Raw genomic sequence first — 20,041 nt, forward strand, 5'->3', positions numbered from 1 at the left:
GACCCGGCCCAGGAGTCGCCCCTCCCCAATCCCGCTTCCGCGGCGGTGTCCGGCTCGCAGCGGTGCCGGAAAGCCCGGGTTCCTGGTGAGCCCTACCCATGTTCTCCTCCCTCGGAGAAAGTGATCATGCGCGCGAGATCCTCCGCGGTCGCGCCGGCGCCGCCGTCCGCGCCCTGGAGAACCATCCGCACCGCGTAGCCGCTGCTCGGCGCGGGCAGCAAGACCATGGCCCCCGATCCGCGGGAGCGGCTCACGCCGGCCGCCCGCCCCTCGGTGCCGTCGGCGGAGGCGACCGGCCCGGGCTCGCCCACCTCGGTGGAAAGGTCCTGGGAAAGGAGGACATCGCAGGCGCCCTCCCACCGCTCGGCCATACCGGCGCGGTCGGTCTCCGCTTCCCCGGGCCCTTCGACATCGAGCCGCAGGGAGCCGCGTTCGAGCCGGTAGGACCGCCCCGGGTGAGAGGCCGCCACGTCCATCACCCAGCCGTCATCGGGCAGGACGAGCACTGCACGGGTCCCACCGTCTCCGCCTAAGGCCAACTCCTCCCCGGGAGACACCGGACTCCCGTCGGGTATCAGCGTGTTGACCAGCGACCACCCTGCGGTTACCAGGACGATCAACGCAACCGCGGCACCGATCGCGGCCCAGCGCGGTGCGGCCCGGGCGGAATCCGTCTCCTGCGCAACCACCATGGAACCTCCTCGTCCGAACACTCCGGTTCAGACGACACTGATGACGCGTAAACCCCAAAAGGGCCGCGCCGACCATGGTGAAGCGTTGACCGTGTCAGCAGGAAAGGCCCAACACCCGCACCGGCTGCGCCTGCGCCGCCCGGGTGTGCGGCTTCGTGGCCCGGCAGGACGGCACCGACCCGGTCGAGGACGATCCGCCCACCGGTAGGCAGCCACCGCCGAAGCCGATCGGTTCGGCTTGGCGCATCCAGCACAGCACGGCCGAACCGGCGGCACATGCAGTGCCGACAGCGCGGACGGTTCCGGCGGCACGGGCGGCAGCGGACGGTGCGCGCCGCGCAGACGCTGGTAACCAGGGGGATGTGCGCTCAGCGCTGCAGCAGCACGTTGCGCACCACCCACACGCCGGCCCCGCAGGCGATCACGGCGGTTCCGGCCACGACCGAGCTCAGCGGCAGGCTGAAAGCCAGCACCACGCACCCGGCCAGCCCCACCACCGGCACCAGCAGCGGCGGGCGGTTCTCCTGCGGTCCCAGCCGCAGCGCCGAGGCGTTGGTGATCGCGTAGTAGGCCAGCACCCCGAAGGCCGAGAACCCGATGGCGCCGCGCAGGTCTGCGACCAGCACGACCAGGCACACCGCCGCACCCACCGCGATCTCGGCACGGTGCGGGCCGCCGAAGCGCTCGTGCACGGCCGCGAAATAGCGCGGCAGGTGGCCGTCGCCGGCCATCGCGGCCACGGTCCGCGAAACGCCCAGAATGAGCGCCAACAGGGCGCCGAGACTGGCCAGGGCTGCACCCACCGCCACCAACGGCACCAACTGCGGCCAGCCGGCGGCCACGACCGTGTCGGTCAGCGGCGCCGTGCTCTCGGCGAGGCCTTCGCGGCCCAGCACTGTCAGGGCCGCGGCGCCCACCAGCAGGTAGACCGCGAACACGCCCGCCAGGGAGATACCGATCGCCCGCGGAATGGTGGTGGCCGGGTCGCGGACCTCGCCGCCGAGTGTGGCGATGCGCGCGTAACCGGCGAAGGCGAAGAACAGCATTCCGGCTGCGCCCAGCAGCCCGAAAAAGCCGGGCCACTGCCCCGACACGGCCAGCTGCGCCGGGTTGGCCTCGCTGCCGCCGAGCCCGACGGCGACCACGGCCACCAGCACGGCCAGCACCGCCGCCAGCAGCAGCCGCGCCAACCCCGTCGACTTGCGCAGCCCGAAGTAGTTCAGCGCTGTCAGGCCCACGACCGCGGCCACCGCGAGCGGCCGGCTCCATTCGGGGGATACGTAGGCCCCGAACGTCAGCGCCATAACCGCGCAGGAGGCCGTTTTGCCCACGGTGAAGGACCAGCCGGCCACGTAGCCCCACAGGTCGCCGAGCCGCTCGCGGCCGTAGACGTAGGTACCTCCGGACTCGGGGTGGCGCGCCGCCAGTCTCGCCGAGGAGGTGGCGTTGCAGTAAGCGATCAACGCGGCGATCAGCAGCGACACCCACAGCCACGCACTGGCCTCCTCAGCGGCCGGCGCGAACACCGCGAAGACCCCAGCGCCGATCATCGCCGCCGCGCCGACGGTGACCGCGTCGGCGGTGCCCAGCACTCTCGAAGGCTTGGCCTGCGATCCAGAAGAGGTGGTCATAGTCGCAGAGTCTGCCCCAGGATGGTCACGCCTCAGTGAACATTTACACGGCGCCGCGCGACCACAATCGGCCGCGCGGGGTATCCGCGTGCCGACTGTGCGTCCAGTGCGCCGAGCGGATGCACCGCGGCCCCGGAAGCCCAGGAACGCAGCCGGTTGCCGCGCAGCGGATGGCCGCCGCGCGCAACCGCGCCCGCCCCCACAACCGGTGAGCGGCAAATCACTACGCCCGGTGTGCGGGTACCGGCCGGACCGTACCCGCACACCGGGAGCTGAGCGCGGCAGCGGCACCCGCGCCGCGCACCCGCTGGACGGCCCGGCGCCGGGCGGCGCTGCGCCCCCGCTGACCGCGGCGCGGCCGGGGGCCGCGACGCGGTCAGGAACCGACGAAGCAGAACTCGTTGCCTTCGGGATCGGTCATGGCCTGGAATGACCCCTGGTCGTCGGTGACCGCCTCGCCGACCCTGGCCGCACCCAGGCCGACTGCAGCGGTGGCGGCGGCCTCGACGTCGCCGACGGCGATGTCGAGGTGGAGCCGGTTCTTCGCGGCCCTGTTCTCGGGCACCGGCTGGAAGGCGAGCCGCGGGAACCCGGGCGGGTCGACGTGCGACCAGTCGCGGGCCCGATCGACCGGATCACCGCCCAGCAATCGTGCCCAGAAACGGACCAGGGTCTTCGGTTCGAGACAGTCCATGACGACCTGCTGCAAGCTCGCATACATGGCCCGCGAGCCTAGACCAGATGATCGTTGGGGGTGCAGGGGGCGGCGGCCTCGACCTGGCCGGCGGCAACGGCGGCGTTGGGCGGCCTTGTGGCCTGCCGGGCGGCGGGCGGTCTGCGGCGAAAAACGGCACCAAGGGCGGGAGCGACCTCGGGCGGGCGCGCACGTGTCCGTTGTGCCTGGTTTCCCGGATAGGGGCGGCGATGATCATGCAGAAATGCCCGTCTCAGCTTTGAAATCTCGGCATCTCTGCAGGCTCGGCGCGCCCGGCGACACGTTCACCACAAAGGACCGGCCTGGACAGGACCGGACGGACTCGCGGCTCCGCGGAGCCGCCGAATACGGAAGCCCGGCAACCGGCAACGCGGCAGCCCGGCTTTCCCGGCACCCCAACGACAGCCGCGGTCACGCCGCGCACGACGGGACATGCCCGCGCAAGGCCAAGCACGCCACCACACCAACGCAGCCCCGCGCCGCCTTGCGGCAGGCGCGGTTGCGGGGCCTGCGGCCGGGGCCGGGTGGATCGCGGTTACGGCCGCCAGGGTGTGCCGGTCTGCTCGTTGATGTCCTCGGCAGCGACCTGGCGGAGCTGGCGGGAAAGGTCGGCCAGCGCCCGCGATACCGCGAGTTCGTCGCCGATCTCGGGAACGTCGGAGTCGGTGGGGTGCTTGCGCGCCATTCCGTGGCCGCGCAGGCCCGCGCACTCGGTGGAGTCGAGGCCGGCCTCGGCCCAAGTGCGGCAATGGTCCTCTTCGGACTCCTCTGACAGCACGATGTCGATGTTCCACCGCTTCATGGTGTGCATCGAAACGCACCTCCAGCGCGTGTCTGCCGAGCGGTCAAGTCTCGGCCTGGTTCTCCTCGATGTGGGCGTCGGGCCCGGGATAGATCAGCGACTCGGTTGCGGAGTCTTCGTCGATCCAGCGGACCTGGTAGGGCGGTGCGCCCTGCCTGCCGCGGACCTCGGTGACGACTCCGGTGCGCCGGTGCATGTCGTCGCGAGGGCCCTCAACGACGATGTGGTCTCCGATTCGGGCTCTCATCGGTACTCCCTCAGCACGGAGCGACCATGTGTCCTCACTTACGGACTACCCACCATCTTGCGCCTGCTCACCGTGGTTTTCAATGCCGCGCGTACCCCTGTGGACGGCACGTATCCGCAGGTGGGAACGGCCGGGCCATCCGGCGCGGGGCGGCGCCGGAAGCCGGGTCCGGCAGGGCCTGCCGGTCCGGCCGGGGCCGGCCCCCGGCTCACTCCACTCCGGCGCTGAGCGTGCGCCCGCCGTCCAGCGTGTGGGTCTGGCCGGTGACCCAGGAGGCGTCGTCGGAGGCCAGATAGGCGATCGCGGCGGCGACGTCCTCGGGCTCGCCCAGGCGCCCCAGGGGGTAGCCCGCCACGGTCCTCTCCTCGTCCTCGAACAGCGCGGCGGCGAACTTCGTGCGGACCACGGCCGGGGCGACGGCGTTGACGCGGATGCGCACCGGCGCCAGCTCGTAGGCCAACTGCTCGGTGAGGTTGATCAGCGCGGCCTTGCTCGCTCCGTAGATGCCGATACCGGGCGAGGGGTGCCGGCCGGCCAGCGAAGCGACGTTGACCACCGCGCCGCCGTGCTCGGCCATCCAGGCGCGGTGCACGGCGCTGACCCATGACGCCGCGGCTATGACGTTGACCTCGAAGATCTTGGCCATTGCGGCGGGCTCGACGTTGACGATCGCGTCGAACACCGGGTTGGTTCCGGTGTTGTTGACCAGGACGTCGATGCGGCCGAACTCGGCGAGGGCGCGCTCGACGACCGCGTCGCGGTGCTCGGCGTCGTGTGCCTTGCCGGCGACACCCACCGCGGTGCGCGCTCCGCCGAGTGCGGCCGCGGCCTTCTCCAGCGGTTCGGCGTTGCGTCCGGTGATGACGACCCTGCCACCCTCGTCCACGATGCGCTGTGCGGCGGCCAGCCCGATCCCGCGGCTGGCTCCGGTGATGATGGCGACCTTCCCGGCAAAACGTCCCACGAGCCCGCGTCCCTTCGTCTGTTCGTCCGTCCGTGACCTGTCGTCCGTGACTTGGCGGGACAACACTACCGACCGGTCGGATTGTGACGAACGCCAAGTCGGCCCGGGCCGTTCTCGCCGGCCGGCCGCGGCGCCGGTACCCGCCTGGTAACGTGCGCCGGTGGTGCGCAGGGCCCGCCGACGCGCGGCCGAGGACCGCCCCGGGAGGGGGCGCCCGCCGCTGCGGGCCCCAACCGATGGCAGCCCCCAGCGGGGCACGTGGCGATGGGAGACGACGCCGTGGACCGGCGCGAACAGGGCAGCGGCCCCGGCGGCGAACACCAGCCGGCCGGCCGCGCCCAGCACTACTTCGACGCCGATCCGGCCGCGCGCAGCCGCCCCGCATCGGTCGACCTGGTGCTGCCCGATGTGCATCTGCGCCTGGATACCGACCGCGGCGTGTTCTCCGCCGACCGCGTCGACCTGGGCACCCGAGTCCTACTGGAGTCGGTGCCCGCTCCCCCCGCCCGGGGCCGGCTGCTGGACCTGGGGTGCGGTTACGGCCCCGTCGCCTTGGCGATGGCCGCGCGGGCACCGGAGGCGCAAGTGCTGGGTGTGGACGTCAACAGCCGCGCAGTGGAGTTGGCCCGGAGCAACGCTGCAAACAACCACCTTGACAATGTAGATTTCCAATTGGTGGCGGCGGACGGCTCCCCCGTCGGCGACGACCCGGCGCAGGCCGGAGCGGCCGCCGGCCCGTTCGACGCAATCTGGTCCAACCCGCCCATCCGCGTCGGCAAGCCCGCGCTGCACGCCCTGCTGCGTACCTGGCTGGGCCGGCTGGCCCCCGGCGGGCAGGCCCACCTGGTCGTACAGCGAAACCTGGGCGCCGACTCGCTGCACCGCTGGCTGGAACAGGAGGCCGGGCTGGCGACCGAACGGGCCGCCTCGCGCGCCGGATACCGCATCCTGCGCGTCCAGGCACCTTAAGGCGCCTCCCCCGCCCGGCCTGCAGCAGCCCGCCGATCACGGTTCAGCACGCCCCCTCCACTCCGGGCGCCGATACCGCTATCGTGGGAGACGACCGACCGAAAACGCAGCACCGTCCCGGATACGAGGAACGCACCGCAGGTGAGCACGCAGTTGCGCCCCACTGACGTCAAGCGACTGAACCGCCACTGGCGCAGGCGCACCGAGGCCCGGATCTCCCTCATCGCCGAGTCCGTGACCCAACCGTTCAATCTCGGCTCGATCCTGCGCACTTGCGCCACGTTCGGAGTCGAAACCGTCTGGCTCGCCGGAAACTCCGCCGACCCGACCCATCCCCAGGTAGGCAAGACCGCCCTGGGCACCGAGCAGAAGCTGCACTTGGAGAAAGTGCCCAACGGGGCCGATGCCGTTTCCGCCGCCCACGCGGCAGGTTACCGCGTCGCCGCCATCGAACTCGCGCGCGGGGCCGCCCCGCTGCACGAGGCACCGCTGGAAGGCGACATCTGCCTGGCCGTGGGCGCCGAGGACCACGGCTGCTCGCCGACCCTGCTCGCCGGCGCCGATATCACCACCTACATTCCGCAGATCGGCCGGGTCGGCTCGCTGAACGTGGCCGTCGCCGCCGCCATCGCCATCGCCGAGACCCGGGGCCGCGAGTGGCGCGACCTGCCCGACCCCGCCACCGCCGGCGACACAACCGATGCCGAGGCCGCCCGCTCGCGCTGACCCCCGTGCCGATACCCCGGCCCGCCCGGACCCGGCCGCCGCCGCGGTGGGCCGGCGCCGCAGGCACCGCAGCGACCGGGTTGCGAATTCCGTCCCCTCTGCGGGTAAAGGCCCGGTTCAGGGTGCCGCTGCAGGGGAATTTTTCCAGATCCGCGATCGTATCCACCCGTAGACACGAGACGAGAGAGGACACGTGGACCCGTCCCGAAGTACCGGCAGCGTCCTGAACGGATGCTGTTCCCTTGATTCCGACGAGCCGCCTTCACCAAGTAGCGTGCGCACCGGAGACCGTCGCTCCGAGGCGGTGCGTGCGACATGAGCGTCATCCTCAACATTTTCCTCGGAGCGCTGGTGATCTTCGTGATCACCGCGGCGACGGGCTACTTCGTCGCCCAGGAGTTCGGCTACATGGCGGTCGACCGCTCCCGCCTGAAAGCCCGCGCCGCCCAGGGCGACCCCGGAGCGCGGCGCGCACTCGGTATCACCGGCCGCACCTCGTTCATGCTTTCCGGCGCCCAGCTCGGCATCACCGTTACCGGCCTGCTGGTGGGTTACGTCGCCGAACCGATGATGGGCGAGGGCATCGGCGAGCTGCTGGGCTGGGCCGGGGTTCCGGCCGGAACCGGCATCGGCGTGGGAATCGTCATAGCGCTGCTGTTCTCCACCGTGGTGCAGATGGTCTTCGGCGAGCTGTTCCCCAAGAACCTGGCCATCGCCCGCCCCGAACCGGTCGCCCGCTGGCTGGCGCTGTCCACCCGGGTGTACCTGCAGCTGTTCGGGTGGCTGATCTGGCTTTTCGACCAGGCCTCCGTGCTGCTGCTGCGGGCGGTGCACATCCAGCCCGTCGAGGACGTCCAGCACGCCGCCACGCCCCGTGACCTCGAATACATCGTCGAGGAATCGCGCGAGAGCGGCGACCTCCCCGCTGAGCTGTCCACCCTGCTGGACCGCACGCTGGACTTCCACGACCGCACCGCCGAACACGCGATGATCCCGCGGCCGCAGGTCTCCACCGTCGAGGTCGGCGAGCCGGTGAGCCGGGTCGTCGAGCTGATGGCCTCGGGCCATTCCCGCTTCCCGGTGCTGGGCGACGGCGTCGACGACATCGTCGGCGTCATCTGCCTGCGCGACGTGCTCGCGCTGGGCGATCGCGCGCTGGACACGGTCCCGGTGTCCGACGTGGCGCGCCCGGCCGTGCTGGTGCCCGGTTCGCTGCCGCTGCCGGGTGTGCTCGGCCGCCTGCGCGAGTCCGGCGACGAGTTCGCCTGCGTCGTCGACGAGTACGGCGGGCTCGCCGGGGTCATCACCACCGAGGACATCGCCGAGGAACTGGTGGGCGAGATCGCCGACGAGCACGACCCCGAGGACGCCGGCGAGGCGCGCGTGGGCGAGGACGGCAGTTGGCTGGTGCCCGGCGCGCTGCACGTCGACGAGGTCGAGCGGCTCATCGGCCACGACCTGCCCGAGGGCGACTTCGAGACCATCGGCGGTCTGGTGATCGCCGAGCTGCGGCGGTTGCCCGAGCCCGGCGACAGCGTGAGCGTGGAACTCCCCCGCCACGTCGGCGCCACCGACGGCGAGCCGCTGCGCGCCATCGACCTGGGTGTGCGCACGGTCGACCGGCACGTGCCCGAAACCGTGCGCTTGGAGCTGCGCGAGACTCCGGCCGACGCCGCCGCGCACAACAGCGAGGTGAACGCATGAGCGACATGAATCCGCTGCTGGCGCTGGCGATCACGGTCGGCATCATCGGACTGAGCGCGTTTTTCGTGGCCATCGAGTTCGCGCTGGTGGCGGCGCGCCGCTACCGGCTGGAGGAGGCCGCCGAGAACAGTGTCTCGGCCCGCGCAGCGCTGAAGAGCGCCCGCGACCTGTCGCTGCTGCTGGCGGGCTCGCAACTGGGTATCACGCTGTGCACGCTGGCGCTGGGTGCCATCACCAAACCGGCGGTCGAGCACCTGCTGCACCCGCTGTTCGCCGGGTGGCTGCCTGAGGCGGCCGCCACGGCGGTGGCGTTCGTGGTGGCGCTGATCACGGTCACGTTCGTCCACTTGGTCGTGGGCGAGATGGCGCCCAAGTCCTGGGCGATCTCCCACCCGGAGCGGTCGGCGACCCTGTTGGCGGTGCCGATGCGCGCGTTCATGTGGTTGACCCGTCCGGCGCTGGTGCTGCTCAACGGGCTGGCGAACTGGACACTGCACCGGGTCGGTGTGCAGGCGGTCGACGAGGTCGCCGGCGGCCACGGCCCCGAGGACCTGCGCGAACTGGTCGATCACTCGGCCAAGTCGGGGGCGTTGGACGAGGAGCGGCGCGACCAGTTGGCCACCGCTCTGGAGGTCAACGCGCGCCCGCTGCGCGAGATCACCACTGCCGGCGACGACCTCGCCGCGGTGGGCCCCGAGGCCTCCCTGGAGGAGGTCAAACGGGTCTCGCGCGAGTCCGGGCATCTGCGGCTGGTGGTGCGCGACGGCGCCGAGCCGGTGGGGGTGCTGCACGTGCGCGACGCACTGACCAGCCCTCCGCAGACCACCGCCGCCGACCTGATGCGCCCGGTTCTCACGCTGGAGGGCGGCACGCCCATCTACGCGGCGCTGGGCATCATGCGCGAGAGCCGCACCCACCTTGCGCTGGTCGAGGAGCAGGGCCGCCTGGCCGGGCTGGTCACACTCCAGGACATGCTGGACCGGCTGCTGCTGCTCGACTCCGCCGCTTGACCGCTCCGGGCAACCGGGGCAACCCCCGGCAAGCCCGCGTGCCATAGGGCCGCCGCACCGCACGCCGGTGCGGCGGCCGCTGTTTGTTTCGGGGACCCGCTGCCCGGCCCGGCGCCGGGTAGCGGGGTGGCACACCTCTCGCCGGCAGGCCGGATCCGGCGCGGGGGCCGGGAATCAGCGCGCCGGCGCGGCTGTTCTGGTTTGTCGCGCCCTCTGTCTCATGCGGCGGGCGGGAGCACGGGCCGGGGCGGGCGCGGCCGTCCGCCTTCCCGCGACCGGCGCGGTGGGCGGAGCGGGCAGCGCGGGCAAGCAAATGCGACGACCGGAAACGGAGACGGCGACGTGGACCAGGAACGCGGTGCGGACCGGATGTGGGCGGTGGCGCTGGCCGCCGCCATGTGGGGCACATCGGCGCTGATGCGCGACCCGCTGGCGCAGGTGCTGCCGGCCGCGACCATTGTGTTCTACGAGCACGCCGTCATCGCGGTGCTGCTGCTGCCGTGGCTGGTGCCGGCCCTGCGCGCACTCGCAGGCGCGGGTCCGGCGGTGATCGCGGCCGTGGTCGTGGTCGGCGGCGGGTCATCGGCGCTGGCGACCACATTGTTCACGATGGCCTTTGCCGCGGGCGACCCCATCACCCCCCAGGTGCTGCAGAAGCTGCAGCCGGTCTTTGCGATCGTGCTCGCGGTGGTGCTGCTGGGCGAGCGGCTGGCCCCCCGCTTTGCGATCTATGCTCTGCCGGCGCTGGCGGGCGCGTGGCTGCTCGCCTTTCCGGATCCGCTGGCGGTGAGCGTGCGCGACGCCCAGGGCGCGGCGTTGGCCGTGGGTGCGGCACTGCTGTGGGCCGCCGGCACGGTGCTGGGCCGGCTGGCCGGCACCCGGTTGGCGTTCATGCACGTCACGGCACTGCGGTTCACGATCGGGATGCCGGTGGCGCTGGCGATCGCGCTGTCGTCGGGGTCGTCGCTGGCCATCGGGGCCGGGCAGCTGCCGCTGCTGGTGCTGCTGGCGCTCATACCCGGCCTACTGGCCCTGACTCTGTACTACTGGGGGCTGCGCCGCACCGCTGCCAGCCGTGCCACTGTGGCCGAACTGGCTTTCCCGCTGGTCTCGGCTGCGGTGGGTGCGGGCCTGCTCGGCAGCGATCTGGCTTGGAGCCAGTGGGCGGGCGGCGCCGTGGTGCTGGCCGCGGTAACCGCTATGGCACTGCGCCGGAGGGGATCGCGGCCTTCGGGCGTGCGCGTCCCCGAGGACACCCCCGCCGCCCGGCCGACCGCGGGCTGAACCGCACCGGAGGCTGGACAGGCCGCACCCGCCAGGACGGACCGGATGCGCCGCACCCGCCGCCGGATACCGGCGCGGACCGGCGTCAGCTCCGCTTGCGGCGGGCGCGGCTCAGGCGGCGGCGAGGGACGCCGACAGGGCGTTGATGAAGGGTTCGCGGGCGAGCGGGTCGCAATGGGCGGCTTCCAGGACCCGCAGTTCGCGATCGGGGTCGGGGCCGGCCTCGTGGTCGCTGCCCTCGCCGGCCGCCACCTCCATCGAGGAGGCGCCGTCCCAGCCGGGCTCGGAGGGGTAGGTGACGTCGAGGACGATCCGCTCGCCGGCCAGTTCGACGACCAGGAAGCGGTGCACGTCCCACAGTCCGCCCGCGGGGACGGCGGCGGCCGCCGCCTCGCCGAAGCGCGTGCGCGCGTCCTCGGGCGTGCACAGGTAGACGCGGTGCACCAGGCGCGGCTTGGTCTCGGGCCAGCCCCGCTCCAGCGCGGCCGCCAGCAGCTCGTGCTTGGTGGAGCAGGTCCCCCGCCACTCCGCCAAGGTCTGCTGGGCGCTGCGGTCGGTCGGGGGGCCGAATGGGATGCGGTGGACTGCTTCGACCACCTGGGCCAGAGAGGGGTCGGCGGGCAGGCCGGCCCGCGCGATGAGTGGGTCCAACATGGCCGCCAGCGTAACGAAGTCCGGCATCGCCGCGGTAGGCGTCGGCGCTGCGGGGGCGCACAGGCGGTTGCGCCGGACCGCGCCCGCCGAGCGGGCGGGCGCGGTCCGGCGCGCGGAGCGGTGCTCAGCCGGTCTTGGCGGTGAGCTGCACGTCGATGTTGCCGCGGGTGGCGCGGGAGTAGGGGCACACCTGGTGGGCGGCCTCGACCAGCTTCTGCGCCTCCTCCTGGGACTTGCCGGGGATGGTGACCTCCAGCTCGACGGCCAGGGTCAGGCCGTCTTCGGCGCTGCCGAGGCTGACCTTGGAGTCGATCTTGGAGCCGTCCACGGAGTCGTTGGATTCGCGGGCGACCTTCTTCAGGGCACCGTGGAAGCAGGCGGCGTAGCCCACGGCGAAGAGCTGCTCGGGGTTGGTACCGGGGCCGTCGTCGCCGCCCAGGCCCTTGGGGACCGAGAGGTCGACGTCCAGGCGGCCGTCGCCACTGCGGCCGGCACCGTTGCGGCCTTCGCCCTCGACCTGGGCTTCTGCGGTGTACATGACCTTCATCGCACTGTCTCCTTTTCGACTGGTTCGGCTGCGTTGCCGCCCGCGGCCTGGGATGCCGCGGGCGCTGTGCCCGCACCGCGCGCCGCCGGCCGTTCACCGCGCACTGCGGAGTTCGGCGGTTGCGGCGGTGGCGGAGTCGGTGATCTGCCCGAGCGCTGTGCGCAGTTCCGCGGCCTGGGCCGGGGTCACCCCGGTGGCATCGAGCAACCGGTCGGGGATGGCGGCGGCGTGCTCGCGCAGGGCGGCGCCTTTTGCGGTGAGAGTGATGCGCACGACGCGCTCGTCGCCGCCGGTGCGGCTGCGGTGGAGGAGGCCGCCCGCCTCAAGCCGGCGCAGCAGCGGCGACAGGGTGCCCGAGTCGAGCCGGAGCCGGCGGCCGAGTTCCTTGACGGTGAGATCGCCGTGTTCCCACAGCACCAGCATGGCCAGGTACTGGGGATAGGTGAGGTCGAGGGTGGCGAGGAGTTCGCGGTAGAGCCCGGTGAGTGCGCGCGAGGCGGTGTAAACGGCGAAGCAGAGCTGGTTCTGCAGGGCGAGCGGGTCGGACTCGGCTGTTCCGGTCATGGTCGGCATCCCCCCTCCGCAGGTCAATTTAGCACAATCGAATTGTGTACAACCGAACCGCCCGTTGAACCGCCGGTGAACTCACTCCGGCGCGCCGCCCTGCGCACACCGCAGTTTGCGGGCGATGTCGCGCAGGCTGCGCAGCTCTTCGGTACTCAGCGAATCCCCGACGAACCGGTCGATGGCCGCCGCGTGCGAGCGGCCGGCCCGCTGCAGCACCTCGCGGCCGTAATCGGTCAGCTCCACCACGGTGCCGCGCCGGTCTGCGGGATCGCCTTCGCGGGTGACCAGGCCGTTGCCGGCCATGCGTTCGACCAGCCGGCTGATGCTGGGCTGGGTCAGCAGCACGTGCTCGCTCAGATCGCGCAACCGCGACCGCGTGGGACAGCGGGCGACCGTGAAAAGCACGTCGTACTCGCGCATGGTGATCTCGGACCCGCGGAAGTCGTCCTGGAACCGGCGCAACAGCAAGATCTGCGCGCGGGCGAGTTCCTCCCATGCTTCCTCGGCGAGCTTGTTCCTGGCCATACTCTCCGCACCTCCGCCTTCCCGCGGTCACGCCCCGCCCCGGCACCCGGCACCCGGCGCCCGCGCCGCACCGCGGCATGGCCGACTGCGCGGGCGGATGCAGGTTACCCGGAGGTACAGCGGGCGGGAGCCCGATCCCATCGTTCCACCGGACGCCGGTTTCCGCGCGGCACGGCAGCACAGCCGCGCCGCGCCGGGCGGGAATCGCCGTGCTCGGCGCGGCCCGCCGCGATCAGATCGCCCTCCACCGCTGCAGCAGGTGGAAGGCGCCCCATCCCGGCAGTACCGGCAGCCAGAAGGTCAGCAGCCGGTACAGCAGCACGGCGGGCAGACCCACCGCCGCCGGAACCCCGGCGACCGCGGTCAACCCGCCCAGCAGGGCGGCCTCCACCGCGCCGAGGCCGCCCGGTGTGGGCGCGGCCGAACCGATCGCGTTGCCGGCGAGGAACACGACCACAAGGGCGGCGACGTCGGCCCGGCCACCGAACGCGGCCACCGAGAACCCAAGGCACATCACGAACGCCGCGGTCAGCAGCAGAGTGCCGCCCACGCCCATCGCCAGCCGCCGGGGATGCTGCAGCAGGTCCAGTAGCTGGGGCAGTGTGCCCCGGAAGTAGGGGCGTGCGCGGTCCAGCACCGCGCGGCGCAGCGCGGGCACCAGCAGCACCAGCGCCACCGACACCGCCAGCGCCGCGGTGACGCCGATGACGGTCGCCGAAGGCGAGAAATCGGCCAGGTAGGCGGTGCCGGTGAGGTAGGCGAAAACCAGCAGCAGGGGCACGTGCAGAATCAGCCCCACCGCCTGGGAGAGTCCCACCGCTGAGACCGCCAGCCCGGCAGAGGCGCCCATCCGGGTGACGTAGCGGGTGTTGACGGCCAGTGTCCCCAGCCCCGCTGGGGCGGCGATGCGCACGAACGAGCCGGCGTACTGCACCAGGACCGTGGTCCACAGGTTCAGTCTGATCGGCACGAATCCCATCAGTGTCATTGCGGCGGCGACCATGCACAGTGTCGACGCGGCGAACGCGGCGGCCGCCCAGCCCAGGTCGGCGCCGGAGATCGTGCCGAAGTCGACCCCGGCGAGCTGGTAGGCCAGGATGATGCCCACCGCGGTCGCGGCGGCCACGCTGACCACGGTGCGCGGGCGCATCCGCTCCAGCCGGGCGGGGCGGGCGGGCGCTTCGGGCACGGCCCCGGTGATCCGTGCGCGGATGTCGCCCAGCAGGCTGCGGTGGCCGCGGAGCCGCCCGCGCAGCGCGAACGGCATCCCGGCGGGCTGCAGGAACGGCAGGGCTGCGGCGGCGGCCTCGCGGCCCAGCACGCGGATCGCCGAGTCCACCGCCCGCTGCTCGCCCACGCGCAGTGCCAGCACGGTCACCAGCGCGGCCACGTCCAGCGACTCTTTGAGCGGCGGCGCAGCGACGGTGCCGCCGGCCAGCCCGGTGAAAACCACCCGCCCGTCGAGCCGGCGGCCAACGGTGGCGCCGTGCAGGTTGCCGTGGGTGATCCGGTTGCGGTGCAGCAGGGCCAGTTCGGCGAAGATCTCGTCGAGGGCGGTGGCGGTCAGCTCGGCGGTGCCGGTGTCGTCGAGGGTGCGCAGCGGGACGTGTTCGGCCACCAGCGCGACGGCGCCCAGGCCCAGCTCGCCCACTGCCAGCACGCGCGGGACCGCGGCGCCGGCGGTGCGGGCGGTGAAGTCCATCAGCGCGGCATGCTCGACCCGCCGCTGCACGCCCAGCAGCACCGAGGGTGCGGCGGGGCCGCGCAGCATGGCCGCGGCCAGCAACCGCTTCCACACCCCGGTGGTGTCCTCGGAACGGAACAGGAGCACGTCCAGGCGCCTGTCGGTGGTGTCCACCGCGAAACGCAGGTGGCCTTCGGCGTCGGCGCCCACAGGGGTCACGCCGAGCGGTTCCCAGCCGAAGCGGCGCAGCTCGCGCACCAGGCGCCCGGTGACCGGCACCGGCCGCGACACGCCGACGGCGTAGGCGGCCACCGCCGCGCAGGTCCAGCCGAGCAGGACGGTCAGCAGCAGAGACAGCACGGCGGTGACCCCGCCCAGCAGCACCGACACCGAGGTCACCGCGATACCGGTCCACATCGCCGCCCGCACGCGCGGCAGGTGGCCCAACGGCAGCGCGCGTACGTAGGCGATCGCGGCGGCGAGGTAGGCGTGCAGCGGGGAGGTGAACAGGCTCGCCGACGCAGGGGCCAGCAGCGCCTCCGGCAGGCCGCCGCTGGGGGTCAGCGCATGCACGGTGGCGTTGACCGCGCCGGTCAGTCCGTAGCCGCAGGCCGCCGCAGCCAATGCCCGGACGGTTTGGCGCAACTCGCGGCGCAGCAGCCGCTCGACCGCGGTGGTGGCGATCAGCACGATGACGGTAAGGTTGGCGATGCCCGCGACCAGGGCGAACACCGAGGGCGGCAGCAGGGTGCGCAGTTCGTCGGGGTAAGCGCCCTCGCCTGCGTCGGTGGTCAGGCGGACGATGAGCAGTACGGCCGCGATGACCAGCGCGCCGACCGCCGCCACGAGCAGGTCCACGGGCCTGCGCGCCGTGGGCCCAAGCGCGGCCGGCCGCTCTGTGCCGCCCCGTTGGGGACCGGTTCCTCCTGGTTCCACACTTCTCAGCCTGCCCCACCCTGCGGGGGCGGGTGTCTCACCCCCCGCCGCGGCGTGGCGCATGGGGGTGGGGTGGCGGGCGTCACGGCCATCCGTTACCGCACTGTCACAGGGCGTCGATCCGGCGCAACGCGCGTTGGGCACCGTTGTCGGCATGGGTCGAACACGTTGGGGAGCGGGCCGGGGACGGCGGGCGGAGGGCGTGCTGGGTGCGCCGGCTCCGCGGGGTTTCCTCGGCCAGGAGATGGTGGATGTCGGCAGTTTGCTGCTCGCGGCCGGAGCCGCGCACCTGCTGGTGCTGTCGCTGGGGCACAGCGACCACGGCGGCTGGATGCTGGCCGCGGCGGGCGCGGCGCTAATGGCGGCCTCCACGCTGCACCGGTGGCGGTCGCACCGCGCGGTGCGCGCAAGGGGCCGCGCCGACGGGGCCGCCGGCGGGGCGCGGGCGCCGGGAGGCGGCTGCGGCGGTGCGCAGCCGGGGCCGCTCGGCGGGGATCCGCGGGACCGCGAGCGGCTCTGGCGGGTGCGGGTGGCCGTGGACGATGTGCCCGGCGGGCTTGCCGCGCTGACCGCGCAGATGGCGCGGCGCGGGGTGGATATAAGACTGCTGCAGGTGCATCCCGGCGGGGACGAGGCGATCGACGAGCTGTATGTGACGGCGCCCGCCGATGTGGGCGCCGACCACCTGCGCGAGGCGGCGTCGCGGGCGGGCGGGCGGCACCCGGTGGTGGAGCCGGCCGACGTGCACGACCTCAGCGACACCACCGCCCGCGCACTGTCGCTGCTGGCCGGGCTGATCGCGGGGCGGGTGGATCTGCCGGCGGTGCTTGCGTCGGTCTCGGGCGCCGACAGCGTCGAGCATCGGGACGCTCCCCCGCCGGGGCTGGCTGCCGAGGACCTGCGGGGCACGGTGATGTCGCTGGTCGCGCCGCGGGGCGGTGTGCTGCTGATACACCGCAGCGCCGTAGCGTTCACCCCGGTGGAGTTCGCGCGGTGCCGGGTGCTGGTACACACCGCGGCCTGCCTGCAGGCCCGGCTGCGCGGCGAGGCCGTACCCGAAGGTTGAGCCGCACCGCGGCCGGCGGGCAGGCGGGCCGGTGGCCGCGGCGCGCACCGGATCGGATGTGTTGCGGGCGCGCGGATGCGGGTAGCAGGCCGACAGCCCGCCGGACAGGGCACGGAGCGCAGGCCGGGCCGGGGCCGGCCGCGGTGCGCTGTCGGCCCGGTCCAGTAGTCCGGTCGGCGCGGCACCCGGACCTCCTGCCGCGTCGGCCCCCTTCTTCCACCGAACCGGGCGCCGCCCGCGCCGACCCGCCGCCCGGTGGGCCGCGAGCGGGTGCGGCATGGCGCCGGGGCCGCCCTAGAGGAAGCTCACCCCTTGGGCCAAGGGCAGATCCGCGGAGTAGTTGAGGGTGTTGGTGGCGCGGCGCATGTAGGCGCGCCAGGAGTCGGAGCCGGACTCGCGCCCGCCGCCGGTGGCCTTCTCGCCGCCGAAGGCGCCGCCGATCTCGGCGCCGGAGGTGCCGATGTTGACGTTGGAGATTCCGCAGTCGGACCCCGCCGCCGAACAGAACCGCTCGGCCTCGCGCTGGTCGCGGGTGAACACGGACCCGGACAGGCCCTGGGGAACACCGTTGTGCAGTTCCAGCGCCTCGTCAAAGGTGCGGTAGGTCAGCACGTAGAGGATCGGCGCGAAGGTCTCCTCGCGCACGATGGGGCTCTGTCCTGGCATGCGCACCAGCGCCGGTTCCACGTAGTAGGCCGACGGCGCCTCGTCGGCGAGGCGGCGCGCGCCGCCGGCGAGCACCGTGCCGCCCTGGTCGGCGGCCGCCTGCAGCGCTTGGCCCATCGACCGGTGGGCGCGCTCGCCGATCAGCGGGCCGACGAGGGTGTCCTCGGCAAAGGGGTCGCCGATGCGTTCGCGGAGTTTTCCGTAGGCTTCGGCAACGCGCCCGGTGAATTCCTCGGCGATGTCCTCGTGCACGATGAGGCGCCGCTGGGTGGTGCAGCGCTGTCCGGCCGTGCCGGCCGCGCCGAAGACGACGCCCTGCAGGGCGAGGTCGGTATCGGCCGAGGGCGCGACGATGGCGGCGTTGTTGCCGCCCAACTCCATCAGGTAGCGCCCCAGCCGGGCGGCGACGCGCGGGGCGACCTCGCGGCCCATGCGCACCGAGCCGGTAGCGCTGAGCAGGGCCACCCGCGGGTCGTCGGCAAGCCGTTCTCCGAGGTCGCGCCCGCCCAGCAGGACCTGGTGGACGTCGGCGGGGGCGCCGACATCGGCGGCGGCGCGCATCAGCAGCCCGTGGCAGGCCAGCGCCGTGAGCGGGGTGAGCTCGGAGGGCTTCCATACGACGGTGTTTCCGCACACCAGGGCGACCGCGGTGTTCCAGGACCACACCGCGACGGGGAAGTTGAAGGCGGTAATGACGCCGACGACGCCCAGCGGGTGCCAGGTCTCCATCAGCCGGTGGCCCGGCCGTTCCGAGGCCATCGTGCGGCCGTAGAGCTGGCGGGACAGGCCCACGGCGAAGTCGCAGATGTCGATCATCTCCTGGACCTCGCCGGCGGCCTCGGAGCCGATCTTGCCGGCTTCGACGGTGACGATGTCGGCGAGGTCCTGCTTGTGTTCGCGCAGGAGTTCGCCGAACCGCCGCACGAGGTGGCCGCGCTCGGGCGCCGGTGTGTCGCGCCAGGTGCGGCGGAACGCCGACTCGGCGGTGGCGACGGCCTGGTCGGCCTCTGCGGCGCCGCTGGGGGCGAGCTGGAGCAGCGCTTCGCCGGTGACGGGGGTGCGGGCGGGGTGTCCGGAGCCGGCGGCCCCGCCGGAGGGTTCGGCACCGCAGCGGTGCAGAGCGGCGGTGGCGCGCTGCAGCAGGTGTTCGGTGGTGGGTAGGGCAGCCATGTCGCTCTCTCTTCGTTGAGAGTCCGGTTGCGGGCAGGGGGACTCGTTGAGAGTCCGGTTGCGGGCAGGGGGACATGTTCCCGCGCCCGGGCGCCGCTAACCGCAGGCCGCAGGGGCCCGCCCGGGTGCCGCGTCGGAGCGCGCGGTGTCTGTGGGAGGCTGGCGGCCGGAGCCTGCACCCGCCTCCGCGGCGCCGGTGGATGTACACCTGCACGGCGGTGTCGTGGGCGGGGCCTATGGTGACCGCTTCGGCACGAACCCGGCCGCGCTATACCTGGGAGGAGGCGCGGCGTCTCCCCCGCCCGGGCGGGGGCCGCACGCCGCAACACAGATGAGGGCCACGCCATGACCGTCGAAGAGTCCCGCACCGCCTTCGCGGCGCCGCAGGCCATCCTGCGCCGCTCCGGCTTTGCGGCCGCGGCTCCCCTGTTCGCCGCCGACCTCGCTTCGGCCGCGGGCGCGGAGGAGGCCGAGGGGGTCGTCGCTTCGCACGGGCGGCGGCTGTGGACCGAGGCGGTGCGCCAGAGCGACGGTGTCGCCGACGACCGCTTCCTGTACTGGGCGCGGTTGACCCTGAGCGCGCGGCTGCGCGACTGGAAGCCGTCCTTTGCGGTGGACCCCGGTGTCCGAGCGGGACTGGCCGACCGGCTGGAGCGCGCCTCGCGCGGCCACGACGACCTGGTCTTCCCACCCGACGACAAGCTGCTGCGGGTGATCGTCACCGGGTTCGACCCCTGCGGCCTCGACGAGGACGTGCGCCGCTCAAATCCGACCGGCGCCGCAGCGCTGAGCCTGCACGGGACGGGCTTCGATGTGGGAGGCCGCCGCGCCGCGGTGCGCACCGCGATCTTCCCGACCCGGTGGCGCGACCTGACCGGGGGCATGGTGGAGCGGGCGCTGGCGCCGCACTACTCCCCCGGTGCGGGCACGGTGGCCGCCGATGCGGTGATCACGCTCAGCCAGGGCAGCACGAACCGTTTCGACCTGCAGCTCTACAACGCCGGACGGCGCGGATCCGAGCCCGACAACGAGCGGGTGAGCGCGCCTGGGCCCGTACCGCCGCCGCGGCAGGCGCCCACGCTCGACCCGATGCCGGAGTGGACCGCCTCTTCGCTGCCGCGCGGGGCGATCCTGGAACACGGCGGCGGGCGTTTCGAGGTGTTTGACAACACCGGGGTGACCGAGGTCCCGGCGGGCGCGACCGAGCCGGTGGCCGCCTCCGGCGGTCCGACTCCCGGCGCGCGGGTACTGGCGGGCGGGGGCGGCGACTACGTGTGCAACGAGGTCGCCTACCGCAACACGCTGCTGCGCGATGCCACCGGCCGCAACATCCCGGCCGGGCACGTGCTGACCCCGGTGCTGGAGGTCGACTCAGCCGACCCCGGCACACTGAGCGGCCCGGGTTTCGAGCGCGACCGCGCCGACATCGTCGAGCAGCTGCGCGTGATCGTCCGGGCGTCGCTGGAGCGCTGATCGCGCTCT

Annotated in this window: 19 protein-coding genes; 7 read left to right on the forward strand and 12 right to left on the reverse strand. The window is 73.1% G+C overall.

The genetic code is table 11. The features are described 5' to 3' along the window. Positions 1-92: 92 nt before the first annotated feature. From ACYVD5_RS02790 to ACYVD5_RS02815, 6 genes are all read right to left on the reverse strand, one after another. Positions 93-692 carry a hypothetical protein gene (locus ACYVD5_RS02790; RefSeq protein ID WP_460999277.1) on the reverse strand — a complete coding sequence of 200 codons (600 nt, stop codon included), beginning with the start codon at positions 690-692 and terminating at the stop codon, positions 93-95. 368 nt (positions 693-1,060) lie between these two features. Further along, positions 1,061-2,323, reverse strand: coding sequence for an APC family permease (locus ACYVD5_RS02795; RefSeq protein ID WP_460999278.1), 1,263 nt, complete (start codon positions 2,321-2,323; stop codon positions 1,061-1,063). A gap of 376 nt (positions 2,324-2,699) precedes the next feature. After that, entirely contained in the window at positions 2,700-3,044 is a 345-nt protein-coding gene (locus ACYVD5_RS02800; protein WP_460999279.1) for a VOC family protein, read from the reverse strand. Positions 3,045-3,573: 529 nt separating this feature from the next. Continuing rightward, complete coding sequence (locus ACYVD5_RS02805) at positions 3,574-3,849, reverse strand: DUF1876 domain-containing protein (protein WP_460999280.1); 276 nt, start codon at positions 3,847-3,849, stop codon at positions 3,574-3,576. A 34-nt stretch (positions 3,850-3,883) separates the two neighbouring features. After that, complete coding sequence (locus tag ACYVD5_RS02810; protein ID WP_460999281.1) at positions 3,884-4,087, reverse strand: DUF1918 domain-containing protein; 204 nt, start codon at positions 4,085-4,087, stop codon at positions 3,884-3,886. A gap of 208 nt (positions 4,088-4,295) precedes the next feature. After that, a complete protein-coding gene (locus ACYVD5_RS02815) occupies positions 4,296-5,051 on the reverse strand; it encodes an SDR family oxidoreductase (protein ID WP_460999282.1) in 756 nt (251 codons plus the stop codon). A 264-nt stretch (positions 5,052-5,315) separates the two neighbouring features. On the opposite strand from ACYVD5_RS02815, the gene ACYVD5_RS02820 reads away from it, so the two are divergent. From ACYVD5_RS02820 to ACYVD5_RS02840, 5 genes are all read left to right on the forward strand, one after another. After that, positions 5,316-6,020: a class I SAM-dependent methyltransferase gene (locus tag ACYVD5_RS02820; RefSeq protein ID WP_460999283.1), complete on the forward strand. Its 705-nt coding sequence runs from the start codon at positions 5,316-5,318 to the stop codon at positions 6,018-6,020. A gap of 141 nt (positions 6,021-6,161) precedes the next feature. Beyond that, entirely contained in the window at positions 6,162-6,746 is a 585-nt protein-coding gene (locus ACYVD5_RS02825) for a TrmH family RNA methyltransferase (protein ID WP_460999284.1), read from the forward strand. Positions 6,747-7,061: 315 nt separating this feature from the next. Next, complete coding sequence (locus tag ACYVD5_RS02830) at positions 7,062-8,450, forward strand: hemolysin family protein (protein ID WP_460999285.1); 1,389 nt, start codon at positions 7,062-7,064, stop codon at positions 8,448-8,450. Beyond that, a complete protein-coding gene (locus ACYVD5_RS02835; RefSeq protein WP_460999286.1) occupies positions 8,447-9,460 on the forward strand; it encodes a hemolysin family protein in 1,014 nt (337 codons plus the stop codon). The genes ACYVD5_RS02830 and ACYVD5_RS02835 overlap by 4 nt, the downstream gene beginning before the upstream one ends. 342 nt (positions 9,461-9,802) lie before the next feature. Next, positions 9,803-10,744 carry a DMT family transporter gene (locus ACYVD5_RS02840; RefSeq protein ID WP_460999287.1) on the forward strand — a complete coding sequence of 314 codons (942 nt, stop codon included), beginning with the start codon at positions 9,803-9,805 and terminating at the stop codon, positions 10,742-10,744. Between the two features lie 111 nt (positions 10,745-10,855). Here the strand turns inward: ACYVD5_RS02840 and ACYVD5_RS02845 are convergent, their stop codons facing one another. From ACYVD5_RS02845 to ACYVD5_RS02865, 5 genes are all read right to left on the reverse strand, one after another. Further along, positions 10,856-11,398 carry a hypothetical protein gene (locus tag ACYVD5_RS02845; protein ID WP_460999288.1) on the reverse strand — a complete coding sequence of 181 codons (543 nt, stop codon included), beginning with the start codon at positions 11,396-11,398 and terminating at the stop codon, positions 10,856-10,858. 124 nt (positions 11,399-11,522) lie between these two features. After that, on the reverse strand, positions 11,523-11,945 hold the full coding sequence (locus ACYVD5_RS02850) for an organic hydroperoxide resistance protein (RefSeq protein WP_460999289.1): 423 nt from the start codon (positions 11,943-11,945) through the stop codon (positions 11,523-11,525). 93 nt (positions 11,946-12,038) lie between these two features. Further along, positions 12,039-12,509, reverse strand: a complete 471-nt coding sequence (locus ACYVD5_RS02855; RefSeq protein WP_460999290.1) for a MarR family winged helix-turn-helix transcriptional regulator — start codon at positions 12,507-12,509, stop codon at positions 12,039-12,041. Between the two features lie 81 nt (positions 12,510-12,590). Further along, positions 12,591-13,037, reverse strand: coding sequence for a MarR family winged helix-turn-helix transcriptional regulator (locus ACYVD5_RS02860; protein WP_460999291.1), 447 nt, complete (start codon positions 13,035-13,037; stop codon positions 12,591-12,593). 232 nt (positions 13,038-13,269) lie between these two features. Continuing rightward, the gene (locus ACYVD5_RS02865; protein WP_460999292.1) at positions 13,270-15,720 is read right to left on the reverse strand and encodes a lysylphosphatidylglycerol synthase domain-containing protein; all 2,451 of its coding nucleotides are present in this window, start codon (positions 15,718-15,720) and stop codon (positions 13,270-13,272) included. Between the two features lie 91 nt (positions 15,721-15,811). Here ACYVD5_RS02865 and ACYVD5_RS02870 point away from each other — a divergent pair, with 91 nt between their 5' ends. Next, positions 15,812-16,723, forward strand: a complete 912-nt coding sequence (locus ACYVD5_RS02870) for a hypothetical protein (RefSeq protein WP_460999293.1) — start codon at positions 15,812-15,814, stop codon at positions 16,721-16,723. Positions 16,724-17,017: 294 nt separating this feature from the next. Here ACYVD5_RS02870 and amaB read toward each other — a convergent pair whose 3' ends face one another. Next, complete coding sequence (gene amaB, locus ACYVD5_RS02875; RefSeq protein WP_460999294.1) at positions 17,018-18,559, reverse strand: L-piperidine-6-carboxylate dehydrogenase; 1,542 nt, start codon at positions 18,557-18,559, stop codon at positions 17,018-17,020. 345 nt (positions 18,560-18,904) lie between these two features. On the opposite strand from amaB, the gene ACYVD5_RS02880 reads away from it, so the two are divergent. After that, a complete protein-coding gene (locus ACYVD5_RS02880) occupies positions 18,905-20,032 on the forward strand; it encodes a pyroglutamyl peptidase (protein ID WP_460999295.1) in 1,128 nt (375 codons plus the stop codon). Positions 20,033-20,041: the final 9 nt, after the last annotated feature.

It is taken from the genome of Streptomonospora sediminis (assembly GCF_054778995.1).

Coding starts and splice junctions, on each gene's coding strand:
- ACYVD5_RS02865 (WP_460999292.1), bottom strand. CDS start 15,720: ATGCGCCACGCCGCGGCGGGGGGTGAGACACCCGCCCCCGCAGGGTGG.
- ACYVD5_RS02835 (WP_460999286.1), top strand. CDS start 8,447: ATGAGCGACATGAATCCGCTGCTGGCGCTGGCGATCACGGTCGGCATC.
- ACYVD5_RS02860 (WP_460999291.1), bottom strand. CDS start 13,037: ATGGCCAGGAACAAGCTCGCCGAGGAAGCATGGGAGGAACTCGCCCGC.
- ACYVD5_RS02845 (WP_460999288.1), bottom strand. CDS start 11,398: ATGTTGGACCCACTCATCGCGCGGGCCGGCCTGCCCGCCGACCCCTCT.
- ACYVD5_RS02810 (WP_460999281.1), bottom strand. CDS start 4,087: ATGAGAGCCCGAATCGGAGACCACATCGTCGTTGAGGGCCCTCGCGAC.
- ACYVD5_RS02855 (WP_460999290.1), bottom strand. CDS start 12,509: ATGACCGGAACAGCCGAGTCCGACCCGCTCGCCCTGCAGAACCAGCTC.
- ACYVD5_RS02805 (WP_460999280.1), bottom strand. CDS start 3,849: ATGCACACCATGAAGCGGTGGAACATCGACATCGTGCTGTCAGAGGAG.
- ACYVD5_RS02830 (WP_460999285.1), top strand. CDS start 7,062: ATGAGCGTCATCCTCAACATTTTCCTCGGAGCGCTGGTGATCTTCGTG.
- ACYVD5_RS02790 (WP_460999277.1), bottom strand. CDS start 692: ATGGTGGTTGCGCAGGAGACGGATTCCGCCCGGGCCGCACCGCGCTGG.
- ACYVD5_RS02880 (WP_460999295.1), top strand. CDS start 18,905: ATGACCGTCGAAGAGTCCCGCACCGCCTTCGCGGCGCCGCAGGCCATC.
- amaB (WP_460999294.1), bottom strand. CDS start 18,559: ATGGCTGCCCTACCCACCACCGAACACCTGCTGCAGCGCGCCACCGCC.
- ACYVD5_RS02795 (WP_460999278.1), bottom strand. CDS start 2,323: ATGACCACCTCTTCTGGATCGCAGGCCAAGCCTTCGAGAGTGCTGGGC.
- ACYVD5_RS02870 (WP_460999293.1), top strand. CDS start 15,812: ATGGGTCGAACACGTTGGGGAGCGGGCCGGGGACGGCGGGCGGAGGGC.
- ACYVD5_RS02820 (WP_460999283.1), top strand. CDS start 5,316: ATGGGAGACGACGCCGTGGACCGGCGCGAACAGGGCAGCGGCCCCGGC.
- ACYVD5_RS02800 (WP_460999279.1), bottom strand. CDS start 3,044: ATGTATGCGAGCTTGCAGCAGGTCGTCATGGACTGTCTCGAACCGAAG.
- ACYVD5_RS02850 (WP_460999289.1), bottom strand. CDS start 11,945: ATGAAGGTCATGTACACCGCAGAAGCCCAGGTCGAGGGCGAAGGCCGC.